Origin of the sequence: Bacillus sp. FH (assembly GCF_052216825.1) — a bacterium.
Lineage (GTDB): Bacteria > Bacillota > Bacilli > Bacillales > Bacillaceae_G > Bacillus_A > Bacillus_A paranthracis.
The window spans coordinates 2487778-2506892 of sequence record NZ_JBQOUU010000001.1; the positions used below are offsets into that span (position 1 = coordinate 2487778).

Annotated in this window: 15 protein-coding genes; 4 read left to right on the forward strand and 11 right to left on the reverse strand. The window is 37.8% G+C overall.

The features are described 5' to 3' along the window. Positions 1–86 precede the first annotated feature (86 nt). From murA to spo0F, 3 genes are all read right to left on the reverse strand, one after another. Entirely contained in the window at positions 87–1376 is a 1290-nt protein-coding gene (gene murA / locus ACTT1L_RS13220; RefSeq protein ID WP_086706997.1) for a UDP-N-acetylglucosamine 1-carboxyvinyltransferase, read from the reverse strand. A gap of 332 nt (positions 1377–1708) precedes the next feature. Continuing rightward, positions 1709–2566, reverse strand: coding sequence for a class II fructose-bisphosphate aldolase (locus ACTT1L_RS13225; protein WP_001131850.1), 858 nt, complete (start codon positions 2564–2566; stop codon positions 1709–1711). Between the two features lie 210 nt (positions 2567–2776). After that, positions 2777–3145: a sporulation initiation phosphotransferase Spo0F gene (spo0F, locus tag ACTT1L_RS13230; protein ID WP_000398594.1), complete on the reverse strand. Its 369-nt coding sequence runs from the start codon at positions 3143–3145 to the stop codon at positions 2777–2779. A 201-nt stretch (positions 3146–3346) separates the two neighbouring features. Between spo0F and ACTT1L_RS13235 the strand changes: the two genes are divergently transcribed. Next, positions 3347–3871 (forward strand): DUF2529 domain-containing protein, encoded by a 525-nt coding sequence (locus tag ACTT1L_RS13235; protein ID WP_442821946.1) that lies wholly within the window; start codon positions 3347–3349, stop codon positions 3869–3871. Positions 3872–3901: 30 nt separating this feature from the next. On the opposite strand, the gene pyrG is transcribed toward ACTT1L_RS13235, so the two are convergent. The 8 genes from pyrG to ACTT1L_RS13275 form a co-directional block, all read right to left on the reverse strand. Continuing rightward, the gene (gene pyrG / locus ACTT1L_RS13240; RefSeq protein ID WP_000170454.1) at positions 3902–5509 is read right to left on the reverse strand and encodes a CTP synthase; all 1608 of its coding nucleotides are present in this window, start codon (positions 5507–5509) and stop codon (positions 3902–3904) included. A 257-nt stretch (positions 5510–5766) separates the two neighbouring features. Continuing rightward, the gene (rpoE, locus tag ACTT1L_RS13245; protein WP_000346283.1) at positions 5767–6300 is read right to left on the reverse strand and encodes a DNA-directed RNA polymerase subunit delta; all 534 of its coding nucleotides are present in this window, start codon (positions 6298–6300) and stop codon (positions 5767–5769) included. A gap of 154 nt (positions 6301–6454) precedes the next feature. Next, positions 6455–7084 carry a TetR/AcrR family transcriptional regulator gene (locus ACTT1L_RS13250; RefSeq protein WP_000238604.1) on the reverse strand — a complete coding sequence of 210 codons (630 nt, stop codon included), beginning with the start codon at positions 7082–7084 and terminating at the stop codon, positions 6455–6457. 64 nt (positions 7085–7148) lie between these two features. Continuing rightward, positions 7149–8288, reverse strand: a complete 1140-nt coding sequence (gene acdA, locus ACTT1L_RS13255; RefSeq protein WP_000545521.1) for an acyl-CoA dehydrogenase AcdA — start codon at positions 8286–8288, stop codon at positions 7149–7151. A 21-nt stretch (positions 8289–8309) separates the two neighbouring features. Beyond that, a complete protein-coding gene (locus tag ACTT1L_RS13260) occupies positions 8310–9440 on the reverse strand; it encodes an acyl-CoA dehydrogenase (RefSeq protein WP_431085046.1) in 1131 nt (376 codons plus the stop codon). A gap of 72 nt (positions 9441–9512) precedes the next feature. Continuing rightward, positions 9513–10364, reverse strand: a complete 852-nt coding sequence (locus ACTT1L_RS13265; protein ID WP_000538858.1) for a 3-hydroxybutyryl-CoA dehydrogenase — start codon at positions 10362–10364, stop codon at positions 9513–9515. A gap of 49 nt (positions 10365–10413) precedes the next feature. Continuing rightward, the gene (locus ACTT1L_RS13270; RefSeq protein ID WP_116777227.1) at positions 10414–11697 is read right to left on the reverse strand and encodes an acetyl-CoA C-acetyltransferase; all 1284 of its coding nucleotides are present in this window, start codon (positions 11695–11697) and stop codon (positions 10414–10416) included. Positions 11698–11706: 9 nt separating this feature from the next. Further along, positions 11707–13818 carry a heterodisulfide reductase-related iron-sulfur binding cluster gene (locus tag ACTT1L_RS13275; RefSeq protein WP_442821947.1) on the reverse strand — a complete coding sequence of 704 codons (2112 nt, stop codon included), beginning with the start codon at positions 13816–13818 and terminating at the stop codon, positions 11707–11709. Between the two features lie 306 nt (positions 13819–14124). Between ACTT1L_RS13275 and cls the strand changes: the two genes are divergently transcribed. From cls to ACTT1L_RS13290, 3 genes are all read left to right on the forward strand, one after another. After that, a complete protein-coding gene (gene cls, locus ACTT1L_RS13280; protein ID WP_076868018.1) occupies positions 14125–15318 on the forward strand; it encodes a cardiolipin synthase in 1194 nt (397 codons plus the stop codon). A gap of 32 nt (positions 15319–15350) precedes the next feature. After that, positions 15351–16304, forward strand: a complete 954-nt coding sequence (uvsE, locus tag ACTT1L_RS13285; RefSeq protein ID WP_000605890.1) for a UV DNA damage repair endonuclease UvsE — start codon at positions 15351–15353, stop codon at positions 16302–16304. A gap of 128 nt (positions 16305–16432) precedes the next feature. Further along, entirely contained in the window at positions 16433–19111 is a 2679-nt protein-coding gene (locus tag ACTT1L_RS13290; RefSeq protein ID WP_061131880.1) for a DUF4084 domain-containing protein, read from the forward strand. Positions 19112–19115 lie beyond the last annotated feature (4 nt).

The following is a 19115-nucleotide window of genomic DNA, read 5'->3' on the forward strand; positions in this document are numbered from 1 at the left end:
TCTGCCGTATTTTGTGAATCGTGTTTTTCTATAAAGTGTACTTCCGCAAGTAGTGATGCTTCGCTTCCCCCTCGCGGAAGTATCACTTATGCGTTCTTCATTTCTTCAATTTCTTGCTTTGTCATTTGTTCTCGCCAAATGTTTGCACCAAGCCCTTTAAGCTTGTCTACTATATTTTCATAGCCACGATCAATATGCTCAAGTCCGGTTACTTCTGTAATTCCATCCGCCATCAATCCTGCAATAACAAGGGCTGCTCCAGCTCGCAAATCACTCGCTTTCACTTTTGCACCTTGTAATAAAACAGGACCAGTTACGATAGCTGACCGACCTTCTACTTTAATTTGCGCATTCATACGACGTAATTCATCAATATGTTTAAAACGTGCGCCATAAATCGTATCCGTTACAACACCCGTTCCATGCGCCTTTGTTAAAAGTGTTGTAAATGGCTGTTGTAAATCTGTTGGGAAACCTGGATATACAAGCGTTTTTATATCAACTACTTTTAATCTTCTATCACCGTTCACTGTAATCTGGTCATCATTCGTTTCAACTTGGACACCAGCTTCTCTTAATTTTGCAGTAACTGACTCCAAATGCTGAGGAATAACATTATCAACTGTTACTTCTCCTCCTGACGCAGCACCTAAAATCATATACGTACCCGCTTCAATACGATCTGGAATAATCGTATGATGACAACCGTGCAATGAATCCACACCATCAATTCGGATTACATCTGTACCAGCACCTTTAATGCGTGCTCCCATGCTAGTTAACAGTGTAGCTACATCAATAATCTCTGGTTCTTTCGCTGCGTTTTCAATAACAGTTCTACCTTTCGCTCGTACAGCTGCTAGCATAATATTAATCGTAGCTCCTACACTAACAACATCTAAATAAATACGTGCCCCTCGTAGTTCATCTGCTCTTAAATAGATAGCACCTTGTTCATTCGTAACATGTGCACCTAACGCTTCAAATCCTTTAATGTGCTGATCAATCGGCCTCGGTCCTAAGTGACATCCACCTGGAAGCCCAATAACAGCTTTTTTAAAACGGCCAAGCATCGCACCCATTAAATAATAAGAAGCACGCAATTTTTTCACTTTTCCATTTGGTAAAGGCATTGCAACCATGTTAGAGGGATTGACTACCATCTCTTCCTCCTGTCCATACGTTACTCTTCCTCCAATTTCCTCTAGTAAGTCTCCTAACATTTTCACGTCCGAAATATTAGGGACACCACCAATAGTTACTGGAGTATCTGCTAAAATTGTCGCTGGAATTAGTGCAACGGCGCTGTTCTTTGCACCACTCACACGAATTGTTCCATTTAAAGCTCTTCCGCCTTCAATTAGCAATTTTTCCATATTGAGCTCCCTTCTTGTGAATGTATTTACTTTCTATATTTTTATAGAAAGCTCCCCCTTAAGAATCTCAATCACTCTTTCCACCCTAACACTCAATAAATAGGAAACCATCATCTTCATTTCTCCTGTAATACAAAAAGATAAAGATTAACTATTTATCGAATTTACTTTATCAATTTAGATACATTATCACATTTATTAATAGGACTATGCACATTATTTTCTATTTCAAAAACAAAATGATAAAATCTTTAGACTTGTTCACGCTTTCATTATACAACGAAAGGAAACCGTCTAAAAGAGTAGACGGTTTCCAAAACGGAATTTTATTCTTACGCTTTACCGTTAGAACCGAATTCGCGAATTTTACCAATAACAGTTGCTTTGATAGCGTCGCGGCCAGGTCCGATAAATTTACGAGGATCGTAAACTTCTTGGTCTTTGTTTAATACTTCACGAACAGCTTTTGTAAACTCAATTTGGTTCTCAGTGTTTACGTTGATTTTTGAAGTACCTAAAGAGATAGCTTTTTCGATATCAGCAGTTGGGATACCAGTACCACCGTGTAATACTAAAGGTACGCCAGTGAAGTCACGAACTTGTTCCATTTCAGCGAATCCTAAGTTAGGCTCACCTTTGTAAGGACCGTGTACAGAACCTAAAGCTGGAGCTAGGCAATCGATACCTGTTGCTTCAACAAGGTGCTTACACTCAGCTGGGTCAGCGTAAATTACGCCTTCAGCGATTACGTCGTCTTCTTGTCCGCCAACTGTTCCAAGCTCAGCTTCAACAGATACGTTACGAGCGTGTGCGTATTCTACTACTTTTTTAGTAGTTTCTACGTTTTCTTCGAATGGGTGGTGAGAAGCGTCGATCATTACAGATGTGAAACCTGCATCGATTGCTTCTTTACATTTTTCGAAGCTTGAACCATGGTCAAGGTGAATCGCTACAGGAACAGTGATGTTCATTTCTTCGATTAAAGCTTTAACCATAGCTACAACTGTTTTGAAACCAGTCATATGACGAGCTGCACCCTCAGATACACCTAGGATTACAGGAGATTTTTCTTCTTCCGCAGCAGCTAAGATAGCTTGAGTCCACTCTAAGTTGTTCATGTTGAATTGACCAACTGCGTATTTTCCTTCTAGTGCTTTGTTTAGCATTTCTTTCATAGAAACTAAAGGCATGGTGAATCCTCCTAAAAAACGTTTTTTGTATCCGATAAGTTCTTATCGCTGGTAGTATGACCAGAATAAGGTAAAATATGTATATCTACATACCGGACTTTTTTCTACACTCAATAGGATAACAACTTGTACTCAAAAACTCAACCGTATTCACCTGCACAATAGTCCATGTAAACGCTTTTTTCCATATTTTTTATAAAAAATTCATTTTTAAGCCTCTACAGCGAGTTCATTTCTCACCGCTTGACGAATTTCATCAATATCAAATGGTTTAGCAAAATGCATTAAAGCACCTAAATCTTTTGCTTCTTGGATCATATCAAGCTCTCCATAAGCAGTCATTAAAATCACTTTAATACTCTCATCAATTTCTTTTACATGCTTTAAAATCTCTATACCATCCATACCTGGAATTTTCATATCTAACACAACTAAATCTGGATTATCTTTTTTCACGATATCTAAAGCTTGAAATCCATTCGCTGCTTGGAATGTCTGATAACCTTCTTTTTGGAACACTTCATGTAATAACACACGAATGCCATATTGATCATCAACGATTAAAATTTTCCCTTCCATAACTCCCAACCTTTCTGTGTAAGTACAAGATTTAAAGCTTCTTATATCTTAACGATTAATTTTCGCTATTCTTTACCAAATTCCTTCCTATTTCTTTCTTATTTTACCGTTTCCTATTTTGTTATGCCACCTTCGATTTCACCTTTCTAAAAAAATAAACTATAATGAAAGCCGGTAAACACGTACGAAGGGAGTAACATTATGTTAAAAATTTTTTCAACCCAATTAAGCGGTTATTTTTCCAGAGTTTCTCAAAAAGAGGAAATGAATATAGAAGATAGCGCCCGTCTACTTGCTCAAGCATTAGTTGGCGAAGGTTTCATTTATTTACATGGTACAAATGAAATGGAGGGCGTTGTTGCTGAAGCACTATTCGGTGCTGAACCAATGAAGCAAGCAAAACGATTTTTTGAAAATGGTAAAGAAGTAGAAGTAACTTCTGCAGATCGTGTGCTTCTTATTAGCCGTTTTTCAACAGATGAAGAAGTTGTAGCAATAGCAAAAAAACTGCAAGCAGATGGACACTCTATTATCGGCATCTCTGCTATTCAAGAAGGCAATGAATCACTAGAACAATATACAGATGTACATATTGATACAAAACTGTTAAAAGGGCTTATTCCAGACGATGAAGGTAATCGCTACGGATTCCCAAGCTTAATGATAGCTTTATTTGCATATCACGGAATCAAATTTACAATCGATGAAATGTTAAATGAATATTAAAAAAAGCGCCCTATTTCAGGCGCTTTTTTATTACTTGCTCTCTTTATTCGTAATAGAAGCTTTTACGAAGTCATGGAACAATGGCTGTGGACGGTTTGGACGAGAAACAAGTTCTGGGTGGAACTGTGCTGCCACGAACCAAGGGTGATCTTTTAATTCAATGATTTCAACTAGACGGCCATCTGGGCTTGTACCAGAGAATACAAATCCTTCTTTTTCCATATCCGGACGGAATTGATTGTTGAACTCATAACGATGACGATGACGCTCATATACAACCGGCTCATTGTAAGCGTTGTAAGCATTTGTTTCTTCAGCAAGCTTACATGGATATAGACCAAGACGAAGTGTACCACCTAAGTCTTCTACATCTTTTTGTTCTGGTAATAGGTCGATGATTGCGTAAGGTGTGTCAGGATTAATTTCAGAAGAGTTAGCTCCTTCTAATCCTAATACGTTACGTGCGAATTCGATTGATGCAAGTTGCATACCTAAGCAAATTCCTAGGAATGGAACTTTGTTTTCACGAGCATATTGAATTGCAACGATTTTACCTTCTACACCACGATCACCGAAGCCACCTGGTACAAGGATACCATCTGTGTCTCCTACTAATTCTTGTACGTTCTCTGCTGTTACGTGCTCAGCATTTACCCATTTCACTTCTACATCTGTGTCGAAAGAGTAACCCGCATGACGAAGTGCTTCTACAACAGAAATGTATGCATCTTGAAGCTCTACGTATTTACCAACAAGAGCGATTTTTGTTTTCTTAGAAAGGTTACGCACTTTTTCAACTAGCGCAGTCCACTCTGTCATATCTGCAGCTGGATTGTCTAATTTTAAGTGATCGCAAACGATTTGGTCCATATTTTGCTCTTGAAGAGATAATGGAACTGCATATAAAGTATCTGCATCGCGTGCTTCAATAACTGCTTTTGTATCAATGTCACAGAATAATGCAAGCTTGTCTTTCATATCTTGAGAAACAGGCATTTCTGTACGAACAACGATAATATTTGGTTGAATACCTAAACTGCGAAGCTCTTTAACGCTATGTTGCGTTGGTTTTGTTTTCATTTCACCCGCTGCTTTTAAGTACGGGATTAACGTACAATGAATGTACATTACATTGTCACGACCGATGTCGCTCTTAATTTGACGGATTGCTTCTAAGAATGGTAGAGACTCGATGTCACCAACAGTTCCACCGATTTCTGTAATAACAACGTCCGCGTTTGTTTCGCGACCAGAACGGTATACGCGCTCTTTAATTTCGTTAGTAATGTGAGGAATAACTTGAACTGTTCCTCCTAGGTATTCACCACGACGCTCTTTTTGAAGAACTGAAGAGTAAATTTTACCTGTTGTTACGTTGCTGTATTTGTTTAAGTTGATGTCGATGAAACGCTCATAGTGACCAAGGTCTAAGTCAGTTTCTGCACCATCATCTGTTACGAATACCTCACCGTGTTGGTATGGGCTCATAGTCCCTGGGTCTACGTTAATGTATGGATCAAACTTTTGAATTGTTACGTTTAAACCACGATTTTTTAAAAGTCTTCCAAGAGATGCTGCTGTAATACCTTTACCTAAAGACGATACTACACCGCCTGTTACAAAAATATACTTAGTCATGAAAAAGCTCCCTTCTATTTTGCTGTTATATAATCACCGTTGCAAAGCGCAACGTATGTAGATAACACTGTATCCATCTTATTGTTAGACTCTTTTTATTTTCTAAACAAAAAACAAAAAAGAAAATTGCTCCCCTCATCACATAAAGTAATAAGTAGGGAGCAATTTTCTTTTATATTTACACTTTAAAAGTATTATCGTCCTTTTTTAAAGAGCCCAAAAATGATTCTACATGGACGATAATGAAAAGTCAAGAACTACAGTTCTTCCTCTTCTTCTTCTTCAGTTTCATCATACTCAAGTTCTTCTTCAGCGAAGTCATCTTCATCGTCCTCTAAATCATCAAGATCATCGTCGTCTCCGTCTTCGTCTTCAAGAACCTTGTCCAAATCTTCTACATCATCATCTTCGTCTTCATTTCCGTCTACATCATCAAAGTCATCTTCATCTTCTTCAATGTAGTCGTCAAAACCGTCTTCTTCAACTTTACGTTTCTTCTTCGGTTTTGGTTGAGGCAAGATTTCTTCATCAATTTGCTCATATGGGTACCAGCTACGTAATCCCCAACGATTTTCTCCTAAATTAATGAAACGTCCATCGATGTTTAAGTCTGTATAAAATTGTGCGATCTTCGCATTAACTTGCTCTTGAGATAGTCCCAGCACTTGAGCGATTTCTTGAACCAACTCGTTGAATGTCGTTGCTTGTTTTTTATCCCCTAAAACGCTATGTACAACTTCAATCATTGAACATTCTTTTAGCTCTTCTGGTGAATATTGCTTAAAATCCACTTATGCGGCACTTCCTTTCATCAAATATAACCTTATATATAACGGCCTGCTTAAAAAAATCCATACTATTCATTATAAACAAAAGTCGCACAAATATGCTACAAAAAAAACGGGAAACTTTTATAGGGTAGTAAAATTATAATTCGTGCATTCCTTATTTCGGAAGCATATGGGCCCCTTGTAATACATACCTAATTTGCATGTCTGTATATTCCTCGAGCGTATATAGCTTTTGCAACGCCCAACGTCGAAATCCCCACATCTGTCCTTGTATAAAAATATTATGCGCAAGAAGCTGTATTTCTTTTTTATTTAATGTAAATGTTCCGTTTTCCGTACACTGTTCTAAAATATTCTCAAACATTCCTACCATTTGAAACTCCTTTTCTAATACGTACGGGAGTGATTCTTTCGGTAAAAAGCGTACCTCTTGATACATTATTAATACTTCTTCCTGCAATTCGTCCATCACTTTAAAATAATTCGTTATTGCTATCTTTAAACTTTCTACACTTCCTTTTTCCGTACAAACTACTTCCTCTAACCTTTCTTTTACATGTTCATAAATACTATCACAAACTAAATACAAAACATCATCTTTTGTACGAATGTATTCATAAAGCGTTCCAATACTAAATCCAGCTGCCTTTGCAATCTCTCTCGTTGTTGTACGCGGAAATCCTTTTTGTTTAAACAGTTGTACTGCACCTTTAATCATTTGTTCACGCCTTAACGCAACTAATTTTTCATCTTTCACTGATGCATGCACATTATGTTTAACCATCCCCTTCACCTCTCTATTATTTTTTGGAAGGAAAAAGCGTAGGAAAATACCTACGCCTTTGATCCTACTTCGTTAACATACGAGAAATTACGAGCCTTTGAATCTCTTGTGTTCCTTCATATATCTGTGTAATCTTTGCATCTCGCATGTATCGCTCTACTGGATAATCTTTCGTATAACCGTAACCACCAAATACTTGTACCGCTTCCGTCGTCACCTTCATCGCTGCATCACCTGCAAATACTTTTGACATCGCTGACTCTTTCCCATACGGAAGCCCTTCCGATTCCAGCCAAGCTGCTTGATATGTTAGAAGACGCGCCGCCTCCACATCCGTTGCCATATCTGCAAGTTTAAAGCCAATCCCCTGCTGCGCCGCAATCGGCTTCCCAAACTGATGACGCTCTCTTGCATATTCTACGGAAGCATCTAAAGCCCCTTGTGCAATACCGACCGCTTGCGCCGCAATACCGTTACGGCCACCATCTAATGTTTGCATCGCTATCTTAAACCCTTGTCCTTCTTCCCCTAGTAAATTCTCTACAGGAATACGGCAATCTTCGAACATAATTTCAGTTGTTGGTGAAGAGCGAATCCCTAATTTACTCTCCTTCTTCCCAACTGAAAATCCTGGTGTATCACTTTCCACTATAAATGCACTCGTGCCACGCTGCTTCGATTCAGGATCAGTTAATGCGAAAACAACATAAATATCAGCAATACCACCATTAGTGATAAATATTTTTGATCCATTTAATACATAATGGTCTCCATCTCTTTTGGCGATCGTCTTCATTCCACCAGCATCCGATCCAGACCCTGGCTCCGTTAAGCCGTACGCACCAATTTTCTTTCCTTCAGCCATCGGTCGTAAAAATGTTTGCTTTTGCTCTTCTGTTCCAAATTTAAAAATTGGCCAACCAGCAAGCGAAGTATGTGCAGACAATGTTACACCTGTAGAAGCACATACACGCGATAATTCTTCAATAGCAATTACATATGCTAAGTAATCGCTTCCAATTCCGCCGTATTCTTCAGGCCACGGAATACCAGTTAAACCAAGCTCGGCCATTTGATCAAATATTGCACGATCAAATCTCTCTTCTTCATCACGCTCAGCTGCCGTCGGTGCTACTTCATTCTTAGCAAAGTCTCGAACCATTTTTCTTATCATTTCATGTTCTTCTGATAGTTTAAAATGCATGCCCGTCTCCCCCTTGTGCTTTTATAAAGCTCGGCTAATAACAAGTTTCTGTATTTCGCTCGTTCCTTCATATATTTGCGTGATTTTCGCATCACGGAAAAATCTTTCTACTGGATAGTCCTTCGTATAACCGTATCCCCCAAATACTTGCACCGCTTCAATCGCAACTTCAACAGCTGTTTTAGAAGCGAATAATTTCGCAATAGATGCTTCCTTACCACATGGTAATCCTTGCGCTCTTAGCGATGCCGCCCTATATACGAGTAATCGCGCCGCTTCTACACTAGTTGCCATATCTGCAAGTTTGAAGCCAATCCCTTGCTGCGCCGCAATTGGCTTTCCGAATTGCTCACGTTCTTTCGCATAATCAATCGCACATGCAAGCGCCGCTTCAGTAATCCCTAATGCTTGCGCCCCAATCCCAATTCTTCCAACATCTAAATTCGCCATTGCTACCTTAAATCCTTGTCCTTCTTCACCAAGTAAATTCTCAGCCGGTACCTTCATATCCTCGAACGTAAGTTGTACAGTGCGAGAACCGAGCAGTCCCATTTTATGCTCATCTTTACCGATAATTAAGCCTGGTGTATCTTTCTCTACTATGAATGCAGAAATCCCACTCTTTCCTGCCTCTGGATTTGTAGAAGCGAATACAATATATGTACTTGCTTCACCACCATTTGTAATGAACACCTTCGATCCATTAATAATGTAATGATCGCCTTTCTTCACAGCTCTTGATTTCAAACTTCCTGCATCCGATCCTGCATTTGGTTCTGTTAATGCAAATGCACCTAAATATTCACCAGTCGCAAGTTTAGAAACGTATTTCTCTTTCTGTTCTTCTGTTCCGAAATATAAAATCGGGTTCATTCCAACTGACGTATGTACAGCTAAAATTACACCAACCGTTGCGCTTACCTTTGAAATTTCTTCAATTGCTAAAATGTAAGAAATAAAATCCATTTCTGCCCCGCCGTATTTTGCAGGCGCTGGAATTCCCATTAATCCAAGCTCACCCATCTTCTGCAAAATCTCTTTTGGAAACACCCCTTGTTCCATACTAGGAACAAAGGGAGCAATTTCCTTCTGTGCAAAATCTCGAACCATTTTTCTCATCATTTGTTGCTCTTCATTAAAACGAAAGTTCATATACTCCGCCTCCATTTGCTATAAATCCTTTTAATAATTTGGTAAGACCACTATTTTGTAACAAAGGGGGATTTATTCGTAAACGTAGAAACCACGACCTGTTTTACGTCCTAACCATCCTGCATTTACGTACTTACGCAGTAATGGACATGGGCGGTATTTACTATCACCTAAACCTTCATGCAACACTTCCATAATATATAAACACGTGTCTAAACCGATAAAATCAGCGAGCGTTAAAGGACCCATCGGGTGATTCATACCAAGTTTCATTACTTCATCAATCGCTTCTTTCGTCGCTACACCTTCATATAACGTATAAATTGCTTCGTTAATCATCGGTAATAAAATACGATTCGATACAAATCCTGGGAAATCATTTACTTCAACTGGTACTTTGCCAATTTTCTTCGTAATATCTTCAATTGTTTTGTATACCGCATCATCTGTAGCCAAACCACGAATAATTTCAACAAGTTTCATAACCGGAACCGGATTCATAAAGTGCATACCGATTACTTTTTCCGGACGTTTCGTTACCGCGGCAATTTCTGTAATTGGCAAAGATGACGTATTTGTCGCTAAAATTGCGTGTTCTGGAGCAATTTCATCTAAATTCGCAAAGATTTTCTTTTTAATATCCATTTTCTCGACAGCTGCTTCGATAATAAGATCTGCTTCCTTCACACAATCTAAATCAAGCGTTACTGCAAGACGGTTTAATGTCGCTTCCTTTTCTTCTTCCTTCATGCGCCCCTTTTCTACTTGACGTGCTAAGTTTTTCGTAATAATAGCCAATCCTCTATCTAATTGCTCCTGTTTTAAATCTTGTACCTTCACATCGTATCCTGCCATTGCACATACTTGCGCAATTCCTGATCCCATTTGTCCTGCACCAATTACAACAATTTTTTGTACACCCATTTCTTCTTCCCCCTTAATTTTTAATAAACTATATATCTTCTAATCTTAATTAGTGAACTTCAATCATCACTGCATCGCCTTGACCGCCACCACTACAAATCGAAGCAATTCCAATTCCACCGCCGCGTTGCTTAAGTGCATGGATTAGTGTAACGATAATGCGCGCTCCGCTTGCTCCAATCGGATGTCCCATCGCTACTGCGCCGCCATTTACATTCAATTTTTCTGGGTCAATTCCTGCGATTTCTGTACTTGCAATTGCTACTGCTGCAAATGCTTCATTAATCTCGAATAAATCGATGTCTTCAATTGTCTTGCCTGTTTTTTCAAGCAATGCGTTAATTGCATAACCTGGCGTTCTCGGGAAATCTTTAGACTCCACTGCAATTGCTGTATGTGCCAAAATTGTCGCTAACGGCTTTCTTCCTTCTTGCTTTGCTCTTTCTTCGCTCATTAATACAAGTGCAGCACCACCATCGTTTAAGCCTGGTGCATTACCAGCTGTCACTGTCGCTGTTTTATCAAATACAGGTTTTAATTTTGCTAACTTTTCAATTGTTGTATCCGCGCGTGGCGCCTCATCCTTTGCAACGACAATAGGATCGCCTTTTCTTTGCGGAATCGTTACTGGCACGATTTCCTCTTCAAAACGTCCTTCATTATGTGCTGAAACCGCACGCTGGTGGCTACGATATGCCCATTCATCTTGCGCTTCGCGAGAAATTCCATCTTCCTTCGCAACTTCTCCGCCATAAACACCCATGTGTATACCTGAAAATGCGCATGTTAAACCATCAGCAACGTTTAAATCAACGACTTCGTTGTTGCCCATTCTATATCCCCATCTTGCTCCTCGTAAAATGTAAGGACTGTTACTCATCGACTCCATACCACCAGCTACAATCAATGATTGATCGCCAGTACGAATAATTTGATCCGCTAACGTAACCGCACGAAGCCCCGATGCACAAACTTTATTCACTGTTTCCGTCTGCACTTCCCAAGGGATTCCAGCAGCCCTCGCCGCTTGGCGCGACGGAATTTGCCCCTGCCCACCTTGAATAACCGTTCCGAATATAACTTCCTCAACATCACTAGCAGAAACATTTGCTCTTTCAAGCGCCGCTTTAATTGCAATCCCTCCAAGTTCTGTTGCTTTTACATCTTTTAAAGATCCTCCAAATTTTCCAACTGGTGTTCTTGCAGCACTTAAAATAACTGTTTTACTCATGTTTCTTTCCCCCATTTCATTTTTTAACACTGAGCGCTCGCTCGGTATCCCTACGTTGAGAAGAGGTGCAATCATTGCACCTCTTTCTAAAGTTGTATGCATTCCTACAAACTAGATTGCTTCTTTCTTCTGTCCAATCACTGAGCGTTCTAAAATCTCTGTTACATCGAGAGTTTGAACTTTCTCTTCAACTTCTTTCGCTTTCGTCCCATCACTAATCATCGTTAAGCAATACGGACATCCTGTACCGATAATGGATGGCTGTACAGCTAATGCTTGTTCTGTACGAGCAACGTTAATGCGTGAACCTGTTGTTTCCTCCATCCACATTAAGCCACCACCTGCTCCACAGCACATTCCCGTTTCATGGTTACGTGCCATTTCTACAAGATTCACACCAGGAATCGCTTTCAAAATGTCACGCGGGGCTTCGTATACTTCGTTGTATCTTCCTAAGTAGCAGGAATCATGGTACGTAACTGTTTCCTCAATAGCGTGAACCGGTTTTAAGCGTCCTTCTTTCACCCACTGAGCTAACAGTTCTGTATGATGATAGACTTCTGCTTGCAAGCCAAAGTCCGGATACTCATTTTTAAATGTGTTATAAGCATGAGGGTCAATCGTAACGATTTTCTTCACTCCTGCTTTTTCAAATTCCTCGATATTTTTTGTCGCCATCTCTTGGAAGACAAATTCATTTCCAAGACGGCGCGGTGTATCTCCAGAGTTCTTTTCCTTATTACCGAGTATCGCAAATGAAATGCCTGCTTCGTTCATCAACTTCGCAAACGATATCGCAATCTTCTGACTACGATTATCATATGATCCCATTGAACCAACCCAGAATAAATATTCGAACTCCTCGCCAGCTTTCGATTTTTCTTTTACAGTTGGAACCGTTACTTCATCATCACCTTGGCGCCAAGTTTCACGCTCTTTACGGTTTAGACCCCACGGATTCCCTTGGCGCTCGATGTTTGTCATCGCACGCTGTGCTTCCGCATCCATCTTTCCTTCTGTTAAAACGAGATAGCGGCGTAAATCAATAATTTTATCAACGTGCTCATTCATAACTGGACACTGATCCTCACAGTTACGACACGTTGTACAAGCCCAAATCTCTTCTTCTGTAATAACATCTCCAATTAAACTTGGATCGTAAGCGAGTGTTGCAGCCGCTGATTCTTGTTGCCCTTTCCCAGCTGCCATCATCGCTAACTGATTTCCTTGTGTATTATTAAAAGCAACTACTGGAACCCAAGGCGCTTTTGATGTTACTGCCGCTCCTTTATCAGTTAAATGATCGCGAAGTTTTAAAATTAAATCCATCGGCGATAACATTTTACCTGTTCCTGTTGCCGGACACATATTTGTACAACGACCACACTCTACGCAAGCGTATAAGTCAATAAGCTGATTTTGTCTAAAATCTTCGATTTTACCAACACCAAATGTTTCTTGTGTTTCATCTTCAAAGTCAATCTTTTCAAGTTTCCCTGGATTTGAAAGACGGCCGAAGAAAACGTTAGCTGGTCCCGCAATTAAATGCGCGTGTTTCGATTGTGGAACATAAACTAAAAATGTTAACAAAATTAGTAAATGCACCCACCAAGAGAAATAGAACACAGAAATGGCTACGGTTTCATTTATCCCTGAGAAAACGTAAGCGATTGCAGAAGCGATTGGCTCACTCCATGAAAGCTCCTCGCCATGCCATATAATTCCCATCCCATTACCAAGTAGCACAGAAATCATTAAGCCACCGATAAAGATAAGAACAAGGCCTGATTTGAAATTACGTTTTAAACGAACTAGCTTCTCAACATAACGTCGATGAAAAGCCCAAAAGACTGCAATTAAAATAACAAGTGTGACAATTTCCTGGAAGAATGTAAATGCAGGGTATAGTGGTCCAAGTGGAAGATGTGATCCTGGTGCGAGTCCTTTCCAAACGAAGTCAATTGCTCCAAATTGGACAAGAATAAATCCGTAAAAGAACATAACGTGAATAATGCCGCTCTTTTTATCTTTCAGCAGCTTTTTCTGACCGAAAACATTGACCTTAAGGAGATCCCAACGCTCTTTAAAACGACGGTCAAATTCAATCTTTTTTCCTAACTGTATGTAGGCCATCCTCGTTCGTATAAGATACACAAACAAATATCCCGCATAAGCAATAACAGCAATGGCAGCCAGCCAATTCATGATCAGTAAGCTATTCATTTTTATGCTACCCCTCTCTTTGTAAGCCCTCTTTCTTTTTTAGAATCTTCAAAAACATATAATTTTCTGAATTTTATCCCCTACCTTCATTATATAATGAGTGAGCATTCAGTCAACAGTTTTTTGTTATACAACAACATATTTTTTAATAAAGCTGTTTATTTCGGTGAAACTATAAAGTGAAACTTTAATCATTAGAAGTTATTTACTCCCTACTAATTATTAGCCCACAAATAACCGAATAAAATGAATGTTTGATTTATAAAAAACAAATGGTGAAAAGACCGTGAAGGAGGGAATTTACTCATGTTCTTCTTATCTCTCTTATTAATAGGTATTGCTCTCTGGATTGTAATTGATCTTTCTTATGGGAGAATTGTTCATTTAAGGCGTGTACGTTCTCGTTCTTTCCCTTTACGTCAAAGTGATTTTCACCTTTATACATACGGAAAAGATTTGTATGACACTCTATTTACTGATATAAAACAGGCGAAACACCATGTGCACGTTTTGTTTTTCATTGTAAAAAACGATACAATCAGCCGAGAATTTTTAAAGTTACTTATTGATAAGGCAAAGGAAGGAATTGAAGTAAGACTTTTACTCGATAGATTGGGAAGCCATCATTTATCAAACGAGGCCGTTCGCTCCCTACAAAAACATGGTATCTCTTTTTCATTTTGTCACAAAGTAAAGTTTCCTTTTCCTTTCTTTTCTGCAAATCAAAGAAACCATAGAAAAATTACAGTTATCGACGGGAAAATTGGTTACATTGGGGGATTTAATATTGGTGAAGAGTATTTGGGACATAATGAGCGGTTAGGATTATGGAGGGACTATCATTTACGTCTTACAGGCGAAGGAGTACAAGATTTACAAAAGCAATTTTTACATGACTGGTTTGATGATACAAACCAAAATTTATTGGACGCTTCTCTTTATTTTCCGAAACAGCAACCCGGTACTATCGAACATCAATTTATTCCAACTGATGGTGCCTATTTACAACATACTTTTTTACATTTAATTGAAGGTGCAAAAAAGGAACTCTTTATCGGTACACCCTATTTCATTCCTGGAAGAAAAATTATGAACGCATTATTAGAAGCACGAAAACGAGGGGTTCAAATCACGATTCTCGTTCCAGAAAAAGCGGATCACCCCCTTGTTCGAGAAGCAAAATTCCCATATTGCCGAAAGTTAATACAAGCTGGCTGTAATATTTACGCATTTCAACAAGGTTTTTTTCACGCTAAAGTTATTATAGTTGATGACTATATCTGTGATATCGGAACTGCAAACTTTGATATGAGAAGTTTATATATTAACCATGAAATCAACTGCCTTTTATATGATGAACATTTTATACAAACAGTAAAAAATAAATTCCACGAAGATCTAGAAAATGCGTCATTACTTTCCTTGAAAGATGTTAGTCCGAATTCTCTCATTAATAGAGGCAAAGAATGGATAGGAACAATACTTGCTTTCTTCCTATAGGAAAGATAATGCATAAAGGAGATGTATTCATTATGATTATGCGTTTCGGATATGTCTCACATGCAATGGCACTCTGGGACTGTTCTCCGGCTAAAACGATGACATTTACAAGCTTTCAAAAGCTTAGTAAACAAGAACGAGAAGATAAATTATACGATGTTACGCGGCAGAATCTTGAGCATACAATACGTATTCTTCATTACAATATAGCGCATGAAATTCCATTATATCGCTTATCTTCTTCCATCGTCCCACTTGCAACACATCCCGAAGTCGAGTTTGATTACATCGGATTGTTCACACCGCTTTGGCGTACAATTGGGGCATTAATTAAAGAACATAATTTACGAGTAAGTTTTCATCCGAATCAATTTACACTATTTACAAGCGACAAACCACACATTACGACTAACGCTATTACAGATATGACCTATCATTATAAAGTATTAGATGCAATAGGCATTGCAGATTCTTCTTATATTAACATCCATGTAGGTGGTGCCTACGGAAATAAAGAAAAAGCGGTTGAACGTTTCCATGACAACATAAAAAAACTTCCTGCACATATAAAGAGGCAAATGACACTTGAAAATGATGATAAAACATATACAACTGCTGAAACTTTATCTATTTGCCAAAAAGAAAAGATCCCATTCGTATTTGATTATCACCATCACATGGCAAATCTTTGCGAAGAACCGTTAGAAGAGTTACTTCCTGCAATTTTTGAAACTTGGTCACATACAAATATCGTTCCTAAAGTTCACATTTCCTCTCCTAAATCAAAAAAAGAATTTAGGGCTCACGCGGAATATATTGATTTAGAGTTTATTAAACCTTTCTTACACGTTGCAAAAAAAATCAATCATAATTTCGATATTATGATTGAAAGTAAACAGAAAGATTTAGCGATGCTGCAATTCATACATGAATTATCCTCTATAAGAGGGGTAAAAAGAATAAGTAGCTCAACATTACAATGGTAAATTGTAATGTTGAGCTATTTTTTTCAAAAAAAGTAATTTTTTCAGTAAAAAACATCCTATTTTATATGCTATGATTGGAATTAGCATTTTCCACCTGTGATTCAACTTTATTGAAACGGAGTCATAATATGATTAATCAAAAAAAATACGTACACTTTGTCACGATGTACATAATTATATTTTCTCTTTGGATATTTCTTATCCCTAAGGACTTAAATATAAAAGAAATTGGAATTCTCTTCTTATTTTTTTTCGCTACACTCTTTTCTTGCTATTGCCTATATAAAGCAATTAAGAAAATGAAGCGCGGTGACAAATTATTTTGGGTTTTAGTACTATGCACTTGCCTATGTGGATTGACAATGGAGATAACTCTATTTCTTCATTCACTTTCTATATATGACCAAGTCATATTCTCATATAAGGCATTGCCCTTTTTTATCGTACAATATATTTTGCTCTTTTCTGGCTTTGCTATAAAGTTCATAAAGCATTACTCTATTAGAGGACTAGCTCAATTTTCATTCGATAGCATCTTTATCGTTATTATGAATATTTATTTTACCTTAACTTTTATTTTGGACATTTCAAGCTTTCGTATGTTAACAACAGATACCTGGGTTTTAATTGGATATTTTATTGCACAATCATTAGTAATCTACGCCGTAATTAGTCTATATAGAAGAGAAGAATATTCTTCTAGCAGAATTTCATTAATTATCGGCTTTACTATTATACTCGTGTACGGATATATACACCTGTTTCAATTAAACGCAGGGATAAAACCTTCTTCTGAAGTCTCTTACTTAATACATACTGCTTCGATTTTATTAATTGGTTTGTCATCCATACTATATATTTTAGATAAACCAATACAGCATGAAACGAAAACAAAATATTATCGGTTTGATTATGTGCGCTTTATATTACCTTATTTTAGTATAATCATTACTTTTTCTTTTATTATCTTTCAACCTTGGGATGATAAGTTCATGTTGATCGGTCTAGTATTATCTCTTATCTTATTATTCTTACGACAACTTTATATGTGGAAAGATAATCAGGCACTAATCGATACATACGAGCAGTTGACTACACAACTAGAAGATAAAGTAGAAGAAGGTGCATCTGCTTTATCAAAAAGTGAACAACGTTATAAATCTTTATTCGAAGATCACCCGGATGCTGTTTTCTCTTTAAATATGTACGGTATTTTCCAGCAGTCTAATACAGCTTGCGAAAGCTTATTTACTGCCTACTATTGTGAAGTAGAAAGCTATTCCCTTTTACACTTTATTGACTCAAAAGACCATGATTTACTAAAGAAAGCTTTACAACTAACGAAAGAAGGTAGACCACAAACTTTAGAAGTTCGTACAAAGGAAAAAGAAGGTTACTACTATTACCTTCACATTACACTCATCCCTACTTTCATAAACAAGGAAGTTGTCGGGATGTTTGGCATAGCACGTGATATTACAACTTTATATGAAAAACAAAAACAAGTAGAACATTTAGCCTTTCATGATGCACTTACCGGATTACCAAATCGCCGTAAGTTTGAAAAAGATTTAAAAAACATTTTAAATACCGCTCAGGCTAGCGCAAATGATGTTGCCGTCATGTTTCTTGATTTAGATCGATTCAAAAAAATTAACGATAGACTCGGTCATGACGTCGGAGACTTGTTATTAATTGAAGTAGCAAAACGATTACGCAGTTGCCTACGTTCAAAAGATGTCGTTGCTCGCCAAGGTGGAGATGAGTTTACAATTCTATTACCAGATATGTACTCAGAAAAAAGTGCGGCCTTTATAGCTGAACAAATTTTAAATATTTTAAACAAACCATTCTTCATTAAAGATGAAGAACTGTCTATTACACCAAGTATCGGAATTGCAATGTACCCTGATTGTGGAACTGATGTAACAGCATTAATGAAAAATGCTGATATGGCTATGTATCGCGCGAAAGCAAATGGAAAAAACCGATTTGTTTTCTTCTCAAAAGAAATGAGTATCGCTCAAAATGAGAGTAACTTCTTAGAAGGAGAACTTTCAAAAGCATTACAACAAAATGAATTTTTCCTTGAATACCAGCCACAAGTAAGCACAAAAACAAAACAAGTTATTGGTTTTGAAGCATTAATTCGTTGGAAACATCCAAAGCTCGGTATCGTATCCCCAGCCCAATTTATCCCTCTAGCAGAGGAAACTGGATTCATTATTGAACTTGGAAATTGGATTTTACGTACTGCTTGCTTAGAAGCGAAAAGATGGCATAATCAAGGTTTCTCTCACTTAAAAGTCGGTGTAAATTTATCTGTAGTTCAATTTAATCATGCAGATTTAATCCCAACTATTTCAAAAGTTTTAGAAGAAACAGAGTTAAAACCAGAAGCACTAGATATCGAAATTACAGAAAGTATCGCCATTAACCAAAATCAATCTGTAGTTGCAAAACTAGAACAACTTCAAAATCTCGGTATTCAAATTTCAATTGATGACTTTGGAACTGGTTATAGTTCTTTAGCTTATTTAACAAAATATCCAATTAATACATTAAAAATTGCTCGAGAATTTATTTGCGGAATTACAACTAGTCCTTTAGAGGAAGCGATTATTTCTTCCATTATTACACTATCAAAAGAACTAAATTTAGAAGTTATCGCAGAAGGTGTAGAAACTGAAGAACAATGGAAGTTTTTATATGAGCAAAACTGTGACCACATTCAAGGATTCTTTATTAGCAAGCCCGTTTCTAGTAAAGACGTTTGGAGGTTACTCCACAAAAAAACAACCGTCTAAGTAA

Bases quoted from the DNA above. Each gene is read 5' to 3' on its own strand.
- murA (WP_086706997.1), bottom strand. From the start codon at position 1,376: ATGGAAAAATTGCTAATTGAAGGCGGAAGAGCTTTAAATGGAACAATT.
- ACTT1L_RS13225 (WP_001131850.1), bottom strand. From the start codon at position 2,566: ATGCCTTTAGTTTCTATGAAAGAAATGCTAAACAAAGCACTAGAAGGA.
- spo0F (WP_000398594.1), bottom strand. From the start codon at position 3,145: ATGGAAGGGAAAATTTTAATCGTTGATGATCAATATGGCATTCGTGTG.
- ACTT1L_RS13235 (WP_442821946.1), top strand. From the start codon at position 3,347: ATGTTAAAAATTTTTTCAACCCAATTAAGCGGTTATTTTTCCAGAGTT.
- pyrG (WP_000170454.1), bottom strand. From the start codon at position 5,509: ATGACTAAGTATATTTTTGTAACAGGCGGTGTAGTATCGTCTTTAGGT.
- ACTT1L_RS13250 (WP_000238604.1), bottom strand. From the start codon at position 7,084: ATGGTTAAACATAATGTGCATGCATCAGTGAAAGATGAAAAATTAGTT.
- acdA (WP_000545521.1), bottom strand. From the start codon at position 8,288: ATGCATTTTAAACTATCAGAAGAACATGAAATGATAAGAAAAATGGTT.
- ACTT1L_RS13260 (WP_431085046.1), bottom strand. From the start codon at position 9,440: ATGAACTTTCGTTTTAATGAAGAGCAACAAATGATGAGAAAAATGGTT.
- ACTT1L_RS13265 (WP_000538858.1), bottom strand. From the start codon at position 10,364: ATGGGTGTACAAAAAATTGTTGTAATTGGTGCAGGACAAATGGGATCA.
- ACTT1L_RS13270 (WP_116777227.1), bottom strand. From the start codon at position 11,697: ATGCATACAACTTTAGAAAGAGGTGCAATGATTGCACCTCTTCTCAAC.
- ACTT1L_RS13275 (WP_442821947.1), bottom strand. From the start codon at position 13,818: ATGAATAGCTTACTGATCATGAATTGGCTGGCTGCCATTGCTGTTATT.
- cls (WP_076868018.1), top strand. From the start codon at position 14,125: ATGTTCTTCTTATCTCTCTTATTAATAGGTATTGCTCTCTGGATTGTA.
- uvsE (WP_000605890.1), top strand. From the start codon at position 15,351: ATGATTATGCGTTTCGGATATGTCTCACATGCAATGGCACTCTGGGAC.
- ACTT1L_RS13290 (WP_061131880.1), top strand. From the start codon at position 16,433: ATGATTAATCAAAAAAAATACGTACACTTTGTCACGATGTACATAATT.